This window comes from Streptomyces morookaense (assembly GCF_013030945.1).
GTDB lineage: Bacteria > Actinomycetota > Actinomycetes > Streptomycetales > Streptomycetaceae > Streptomyces > Streptomyces morookaensis.
Genome location: NZ_JABBXF010000052.1, coordinates 1 through 8506, shown reverse-complemented (window position 1 = coordinate 8506; position 8506 = coordinate 1). Strand labels below are relative to the sequence as shown.

Below are 8506 nucleotides of genomic sequence, written 5' to 3'. Positions count from 1 at the left end.
AGGCCCCGGCCGCACCCCAGCCCCCCGGCGCCCCCGGCGGAGCCCACCCCGCTGCCCCGCAGGGCCCCGGCATGCCGCCCGGCCCCCAGCCCCCCGCCGCCCCGCAGGGCGCCCCCGCACCGCAGGGATACGGCTACCCCCAGGCCCCCGCCCCCGCAGGGCCCCCCACCGTCGGGCCCGGGTACATGGCCGTGCTCCGGTACCGGGCCCAGGACGGGTCCGAGCAGCAGATCATCCGGCGCAGTGCGCCCGGCACCCCGCACCCGGAGTGGCAGATCCTGCACGAGCTGCGGGGCATGAACGTGCCCCCGCAGTCCGTCGTCGAGCTGCACACCGAGCTCGAGTCCTGTGATCTGCCGGGCGGTTACTGCGCCCGCATGGTGCGCGAGACCTGGCCGCAGGTGCGGATCAGCCACACCGCCCCCTACGGGCGCGACCACGCGACCCGCCAGCAGGGCGTGCGGCATCTCGTCGCGCACCAGGGCGAGTTGCACCAGGTCGCCGACGGCCCGGCGCGCCCCGCGCCGAACCGCGCGCCGCTGCCGCACCCGAGCCAGGTGCGGCCGGCCCCGCCCGCGGCGCCGGACGTCATCGGGCGGGAGCTCGCCGAGTCCTTCGGCCCGCAGGGCGTCTTCCGCTTCGACCAGCGCGCCGTGTCGCGCCAGGGCGTGCCGGACGTCGTCGCGCAGACCCTCGTCCAGGCGGGCGTGCCCGTCGACTTCGGCCCGTTCTTCTGGGGACAGGCCCAGCCTGGCCGCCCGGTGCCGACGCTCGCCGAGCTCGCCGTCGAGCGCGGGGTGCAGCCGGCGGCGGACGCCGGCTCGTACCTGGTGATGGGCAGCGACTACGGCCGCCAGCTGTGCGTCCAGTACGGCACGGCGCACATCGTGGCCGTCCCCCTGGAGGCCGGGCCCGACGGGCGCGCCCCCGTGCCGCAGTTCGTCAACACGAGCCTTCCTCAGTTCGTACGCTCTTTGGCGCTGCTCGGCAAAATGTGGCGTTGGCGCTACGGGCTGACACCCGAGCAGGCCGGGCGCTGGACCGTGGACTTCCAGGAGCAACTGGCCGCACTCGACCCGGTGGCCCTCTCCTCGCCGGAGAACTGGTGGGCCGTGCTGCTGGAGCAGATGTGGGACGGTCTCTTCTAGCGGCGGGACGGGCGCCCTGCGCACCCGCGGGGCGGAGTGTCGTGTCAAGAGCGCCTCTCCCGTCCAGGAATGATGGGACGCCGGACCGCGTCGCATACCGGATTTCCGGATATAAGGGGCTACAGGGATGAGTTCATCGGTGTCTCCTGACGGATTCGCTGTCGTACGAGGTCGCGGCTACCGGCCCGAGCAGGTCGACCGCGCCCTCACGGAGTTGGCGCGCCAGCGCGACTCCGCATGGGAGCGGGCCGCGCGACTGACCGTCCTCGGGCGGGAGATGGAGGACGAGGTCCGGCGTCTCGCCGACGTCGTCGCCAAGCTCCCGCCGCAGACGTACGACACCCTGGGCCCCCGCGCCCAGGGCCTGCTGACCACCGCCGAGCTGGAGGCCACGGGCCTGCGCGAGCGTGCCGAGGCGGCCGTCGTGGACCTCCAGGAGGCCGCCCAGGCGCACGCCCGCGAAGTCCGCGACGCGGCCCACGAGTACGCCGTCGCGGTGCGGGCGGAGGCGGAGGAGTGGGCCCGCCAGGCCCGTCTCGCCGCCGAGTCCGTCTCCGACGACCTGCGCACCAAGGTGCGTCACGAGGTGAACCAGCGGCGCGAGGAGTCCCTCGCGGCCCTGAAGGAGATGCGCCGCCGCACCGCGCAGGCGCTCGCCGAACAGGAGAAGGACCACGCGGAGCGCTGGGACGCGGCCGGCCGCGAGCTCGCCGAGCGCGAGGCGGCGATGGACGCCCGGGTGGCGGCGATGGAGGAGTACGGCCGCACGGCCCTGAACGAGGCGCAGCGCCACTACGCGGACGCGGAGGAGGCCGCGCGCCACGGTCAGGAGGATGCCGAGGCGCAGGCGGCGGCCGTGCTGGCCCAGGCACGGGTGCGCGAGGAGCGGATCGCCCGGGAGACCGAGCGGGTGCTGCGGGAGCACGAGGAGCGGCGCGAGGAGCTGCGGTCGCACATGGCCCATGTGCGGCACAGCCTGGCGGCTCTGACCGGCAAGCCCGTTGCGGAGGACGTGGGGGATTAGCCCCTTCCCCGCGCCCTTTTCGGGGCGCGGGGAAACCGTGGCCACGTGGCTACTTGGCCGCCTGCACCACCAGCGCCACCGTCACCTGCAGGCCGTCCTCCGTCGTGAGGCGGAGTACGTAACTGCCCGGCTGGCCGCCCGTGAACAGTTCCGGCACCTCGGCCACCCCGTCCTTGCCGGTCGGCGCGAGGGTCACGGTACGGACCGGACTGCCCGACTTGTCCTTGAAGAACGGGCCCGTCGTCTCGGCCGGCTTGCCGTCCTGGCCGTAGACCGTGGCCGTCACCACCGTGCCGGCGACCGGCTTGCCCTTGCCGAGGGACTCGACCTTGATGCGCTCGGCGAACGAGCCCATCGGGGCCGCCGTCAGGATCTTCTTGCCGCCGAGGGCGAGTTCGTCCGCCTTGCGGGCCTGGACGTCGGCCGAGAAATCGGCCGGAGCGACATCCTTCACCGTGGCGCGCACGGTGAACTTGCCCGTCACCTCGCCTGCGGTGATCTTCGGCGCGGTGGCCACGCCGTCCTCGCCCGCGGTGACGGTGGCGGTACGAGCCTTCTCCGGGAAACGTGCCCCGGTGTCGCCGATGATCTCGAAGCGGACCTCGGCCCCCGGCACCGGCTTGCCGTTCTTGTCCAGGACCTTGACGCCCGGCCGGGCGTCGAACGTCTCGCCCGCCGTGGCCGTCAACGTGCCGTCGTCGCCGCGGCGTTCGAGGTGGTCGGCCACCGGCTTGGCCGGGGTCGGCGGGGTGGGCTTGTCCCCGCCCTGGTCGCCGCCGTGGTCCCCGCCCTGGTCGCCACCGCCGCCCGGCTTGGACGGCTCCGAGGGCTTGGACGGCTGCGACGGCTCGGAAGGCTTCGACGGTGTGCTCGGCCGCGACGGCGTACTCGGCGTACTCGGCGCCGAGGGCCGCTCCGGCTTCCGCGCCGGCGGCACGCTCGGGGGCGGCGGCGTACCGGTCGGGCCCGAGCCGTGCCCGGTGTCCGGCAGCGAAACGGCCTCGCCGCTCTGGTACGTGCGCATCCAGGCCTCGACCGCGTTCACATAGTCGCGGGAGCTGTTGTAGCTGAGGATCGCCCTGTCGAGGTCCGCGGGGTTACTGAGGTCCTTGTTGCCCGCGCAGAGGTAACGGGCCGTTCCCGCCGCCGCGTCGAAGATGTTGTTGGGGTCCTTGATGCCCAGACCGCGGCCGTCCGCGCCGTAGCTCTCCCACGTGGACGGGATGAACTGCATGGGCCCGACGGCGTGGTCGTACACCGGGTCGCCGTCCCACCTGCCGCCGTCGGTGTCCTTCACGAGCGCGAACTTGTCGCCGGTCAGGGCGGGACCGATGATCGGCTTCTCGGTCGAGCCGTCGGAGCGCAGGCCGTAGCCGCTCGCGTGCTCGGACTCGACCTTGCCGATGCCGGCGATCAGCTGCCACGGGATGTGGCAGCCGGGATAGAGATCCTTGGCGAGGTCCTCGGCGTGCTTGTACGCGGCGAGGGCCGTCGCGGGAATGCCCGTCGCACCGTCCGGAGCGTCACCGGGTGTGCTGGTGCCGGGTCTTCCGCTGGCGCCGGGCCGCGGCACGAGGTCGGGCAGGGTGAGGTTGGGGGAGCCGTGCGGCCGGCTCTGCGGGTTGTCGGGACCCGGTGTCGGGTCGCCCCCGTCCGCGGTGTTGTGCGGCGGGCTGGCGCCCACGGCCGCGGTGGTGAGGCTGGCGACGAGCAGAGCAGTGCACAGTCCCTGGCGGGAGACGCTGGCAGCGCGAGTCTGAAGTATCTTCACGGAGGCTGCTTCCTTGGGAGACCGGCGGCCGTACGAAGGGGGTCGCACGAGCCCCCCTCGGCCATAAACCCGAACACTAATTCCCGCAAGCACCACATGTCTTGTCCGGGGACGGGATTCACAGATTCTGCGCGCGCCGTTCCGCCGCCCGTCCCCTCTCCGCCCGTCCCGAGGACGCGGACGGGACCATCGTCGGGGGTCGTGCCGTGCGGGCGGGGCGGGAAGCTGTAAACCCGTCACATCGGGTGACAAACAGACCGGCCGCCCAGTCCCTCGACCAGGAGGGCCCGGCCCGGCACACCGCAAGGGTGCGCCGGGCCGGGCCGTTTGCGGCCGTCAGCCGACGCGGCCGACGTGAATGATCACGATGGTCACGGTGCGCTCGGTGATCTCGTACAGCACCCGGTACCGCCCAACGTGCAGGCGCCGAAGATCGGGTGATCCGTACTCGGCGGCCCCGGCCGGTCGGGGGTTCTCCGCCAGAAGGTCGATGGAGTCGAAGAGCAGGCGCAGCCCTTCCGGGTCCTCCTTGAGGAACCGGGTGGCGTTGTCGATCGCGTGCTCGTCCCAGACGATGTCGTAGGTCAATCCCGCTCCAGGCCGAGGAGGGCGCGGACCTCGTCATGAGGAACGGCCGTGACCTGGCCGGCCGCCCGGCGCTCCCGGTAGCGGGCCAGCGCGAGGGCGTCCTCGATCTCGGCGAGCTCCTGCGGGTTTATCAGCACCGCGGCCGGCTGGCCGTGATCGGTGATCGTGATGCGCTCGCGGGCGTGCGAGGCCCGGCGCACGAGAGTGCCGAAGCGGGCGCGCGCCTCGGTGATCGGCAGGGTTTCGCTCATGTGCAGAACTGTACACTTCCCGCACCTTCTCGGGGAGGTGTTCCGGGGCGCGGTGTCGGCGCCCCGTCGTACGCTGGAAGCACCCCGGCCCGTACGCACGCGTCGGGCGATTCGCGTTGTCCGCTTGTCCACCCCCGGGACGGGATGCCCTCCATGAGCCTGCACGGTCTGCTCGACGCCGTCGTCAACGATCCGGCGCTCGCCGAAGCGGTCGAGGCCGCGGGCGACGGCAACCGGCCGCACATCGACCTGGTCGGGCCGCCCGCCGCGCGACCTTTCGCCATCGCCGCGCTGGCGCGGGACGCCCAGCGGCCCGTGCTCGCCGTCACGGCGACGGGCCGGGAGGCCGAGGATCTCGCGGCCGCACTGCGCTCCTTCCTCCCCGAGGAATCGGTCGTGGAGTACCCGTCCTGGGAGACGCTGCCGCACGAGCGGCTCTCCCCGCGCTCCGACACCGTCGGCCGCCGCCTCGCCGTGCTGCGCCGCCTCGCACACCCGAGCAAGGACGACCCGGCCGCGGGGCCGGTCAGTGTGGTCGTCGCGCCCATCCGCTCGGTGCTGCAGCCGCAGGTGAAGGGGCTCGGCGACCTGGAGCCCGTCAGCCTGCGCAGCGGGCAGAACGCCGACCTGGAGGAGGTCGTCGACGCGCTCGCCGCGGCCGCCTACGCGCGCGTCGAACTGGTCGAGAAGCGCGGCGAGTTCGCGGTCCGCGGCGGCATCCTCGATGTCTTCCCGCCGACCGAGGAGCACCCGCTCCGGATCGAGTTCTGGGGCGACGACGTCGAGGAGATCCGCTACTTCAAGGTCGCCGACCAGCGCTCCCTGGAGATCGCCGAGCACGGCCTGTGGGCCCCGCCCTGCCGCGAGCTGCTGCTGACGGACGCCGTCCGGGAGCGGGCCGCGGCCCTCGCCGAGGAGCACCCCGAGCTGGGCGAGCTGCTCGGCAAGATCGCCGAGGGCATCGCCGTCGACGGCATGGAGTCCCTCGCGCCCGTCCTGGTGGACGACATGGAGCTGCTCCTCGACGTCCTGCCGGCCGGCAGCATGGCGGTCGTGTGCGACCCGGAGCGGGTGCGCACGCGCGCGGCGGACCTCGTGGCGACGAGCCAGGAGTTCCTGCAGGCATCCTGGGCCGCCACGGCGGGCGGCGGCGAGGCCCCGATCGACGTGGACGCCGCCTCCCTGTGGAGCATCGCCGACGTCCGTGACCGGGCCCGCGAGCTCGGCATGATGTGGTGGTCGGTGAGTCCCTTCGCCGCCGGGGAGGACGAGGGCGACGGCGACACCCTCAAGCTCGGCATGCACGCCCCCGAGACCTATCGGGGCGACACCGCCCGGGCCCTGGCCGACACCAAGGGCTGGCTGGCCGACGGCTGGCGCACAGTCTTCCTCACCGAGGGCCACGGCCCGGCCGCCCGCACCGTCGAGGTGCTCGGCGGCGAGGGCATCGCCGCCCGCCTCGACGCCGATCTGGAGACGGTCACGCCGTCCGTCGTGCACGTCTCCTGTGCGGGCATCGACACCGGCTTCGTCGACCCGGAGCTGAAGATCGCCGTCCTGACGGAGACCGATCTCTCCGGCCAGAAGTCCGCCAGCAAGGACCTGGGCCGGATGCCGGTCCGCCGCCGCAAGACGATCGACCCGCTGACCCTCCAGGCCGGCGACTACATCGTCCACGAACAGCACGGTGTCGGCCGCTACATCGAGATGGTCCAGCGCACGGTCCAGGGCGCCACCCGCGAGTATTTGCTCGTCGAGTACGCCCCCGCCAAGCGCGGCCAGCCGGGCGACCGCCTCTACATCCCCACCGACCAGCTGGAGCAGGTCACCAAGTACGTCGGCGGCGAGGCCCCCACGCTGCACCGGCTCGGCGGCGCCGACTGGACCAAGACCAAGGCGCGCGCCAAGAAGGCCGTCAAGGAGATCGCCGCCGACCTGATCAAGCTCTACTCGGCCCGGATGGCCGCCCCCGGACACTCCTTCGGCGCGGACACCCCCTGGCAGCGCGAGCTGGAGGACGCCTTCCCCTACGCCGAGACGCCCGACCAGCTCACCACCATCGCCGAGGTCAAGGAGGACATGGAGAAGTCCGTCCCCATGGACCGTCTGGTCTGCGGCGACGTCGGCTACGGCAAGACCGAGATCGCGGTCCGCGCGGCCTTCAAGGCGGTGCAGGACGGCAAGCAGGTCGCGGTGCTGGTGCCGACGACCCTGCTGGTGCAGCAGCACTTCGGGACGTTCTCCGAGCGCTACTCCCAATTCCCCGTCGTGGTCAGGGCGTTGTCCCGGTTCCAGACGGACGCCGAGGCCAAGGCCGTCCTGGAAGGGCTGCGCGAGGGCTCGGTCGACGTCGTCATCGGCACGCACCGCCTCTTCTCCTCCGAGACCAAGTTCAAGGACCTCGGCCTGGTCATCGTCGACGAGGAGCAGCGCTTCGGCGTCGAGCACAAGGAACAGCTGAAGAAGCTCCGGGCGAACGTGGACGTCCTGACGATGTCCGCGACCCCGATCCCGCGCACGCTGGAGATGGCCGTCACCGGCATCCGCGAGATGTCGACGATCACCACCCCGCCGGAGGAGCGCCACCCGGTGCTCACCTTCGTCGGCCCGTACGACCAGAAGCAGATCGGCGCCGCCATCCGCCGCGAACTGCTCCGCGAGGGACAGGTCTTCTACATCCACAACCGCGTCGAGTCCATCGACCGGGCGGCCGCGAAGCTGCGCGAGATCGTGCCCGAGGCGCGGATCGCCACGGCGCACGGGCAGATGGGCGAGAGCGCGCTGGAGCAGGTCGTCGTCGACTTCTGGGAGAAGAAGTTCGACGTGCTCGTCTCGACGACGATCGTCGAGTCCGGCATCGACATCTCCAACGCCAACACGCTGATCGTCGAGCGCGGCGACAACTTCGGCCTGTCGCAGCTGCACCAGCTGCGCGGCCGGGTGGGCCGCAGCCGCGAGCGCGGCTACGCCTACTTCCTCTACCCGCCGGAGAAGCCGCTCACCGAGACGGCGCACGAGCGCCTGGCCACCATCGCCCAGCACACGGAGATGGGCGCGGGCATGTACGTCGCCATGAAGGACCTGGAGATCCGTGGCGCGGGCAACCTGCTCGGCGGCGAGCAGTCCGGCCACATCGCGGGCGTCGGCTTCGACCTCTACATCCGCATGGTGGGCGAGGCGGTCGCGGACTATCGCGCCTCGCTGGAGGGCGGCGTGGAGGAGGAGCCGCCGCTGGAGGTCAAGATCGAACTCCCGGTGGACGCACACGTCCCGCACGACTACGCGCCGGGCGAGCGGCTGCGCCTCCAGGCGTACCGGGCGATCGCCTCGGCGAACTCCGAGGAGGACATCAAGGCGGTCCGCGAGGAACTGACCGACCGCTACGGCAAGTTGCCGGAGCCCGTGGAGAACCTGCTCCTGGTGGCCGGCCTGCGGATGCTGGCGCGGGCGTGCGGGGTCTCGGACATCACCCTGCAGGGCGCGAACGTACGGTTCGGCCCGGTGGAGCTGCGGGAGTCGCAGGAACTGCGGCTGAAGCGGCTGTATCCGCGGACGGTGATGAAGCCGGCGACCCACCAGATCCTGGTCCCGCGCCCGGCGACCCGCCAGATCGGCGGCAAGCCGCTCGTCGGGCGGGAGCTGTTGGCTTGGGTCGGTGAGTTCCTGACCACGATCCTGGGCTGATGCTGTCCCCTATATATAGGGGACAGTTACGAATCCGTTG

General features: G+C 72.3%; 6 protein-coding genes. 3 read left to right on the top strand and 3 right to left on the bottom strand.

What is annotated here, in order from left to right; translation table 11 throughout:
• Together HG542_RS22380 and HG542_RS22375 are read left to right on the top strand one after the other, a co-directional pair.
• On the top strand, positions 1–1148 hold a 1148-nt coding region (locus tag HG542_RS22380; protein ID WP_255316076.1), incomplete at its 5' end, for an SUKH-4 family immunity protein.
• A 127-nt stretch (positions 1149–1275) separates the two neighbouring features.
• A complete protein-coding gene (locus HG542_RS22375) occupies positions 1276–2172 on the top strand; it encodes a coiled-coil domain-containing protein (RefSeq protein ID WP_171084230.1) in 897 nt (298 codons plus the stop codon).
• A 49-nt stretch (positions 2173–2221) separates the two neighbouring features.
• On the opposite strand, the gene HG542_RS22370 is transcribed toward HG542_RS22375, so the two are convergent.
• The 3 genes from HG542_RS22370 to HG542_RS22360 form a co-directional block, all read right to left on the bottom strand.
• Positions 2222–3943, bottom strand: a complete 1722-nt coding sequence (locus HG542_RS22370) for a lytic transglycosylase domain-containing protein (RefSeq protein ID WP_171084229.1) — start codon at positions 3941–3943, stop codon at positions 2222–2224.
• 336 nt (positions 3944–4279) lie between these two features.
• Entirely contained in the window at positions 4280–4531 is a 252-nt protein-coding gene (locus HG542_RS22365) for a type II toxin-antitoxin system RelE family toxin (protein ID WP_171084227.1), read from the bottom strand.
• Positions 4528–4782 carry a type II toxin-antitoxin system Phd/YefM family antitoxin gene (locus HG542_RS22360; RefSeq protein WP_171084225.1) on the bottom strand — a complete coding sequence of 85 codons (255 nt, stop codon included), beginning with the start codon at positions 4780–4782 and terminating at the stop codon, positions 4528–4530. Before HG542_RS22360 ends, HG542_RS22365 begins: the two co-directional genes overlap by 4 nt.
• A 153-nt stretch (positions 4783–4935) precedes the next feature.
• Here HG542_RS22360 and mfd point away from each other — a divergent pair, with 153 nt between their 5' ends.
• The gene (mfd, locus tag HG542_RS22355; protein ID WP_171084222.1) at positions 4936–8466 is read left to right on the top strand and encodes a transcription-repair coupling factor; all 3531 of its coding nucleotides are present in this window, start codon (positions 4936–4938) and stop codon (positions 8464–8466) included.
• Positions 8467–8506 lie beyond the last annotated feature (40 nt).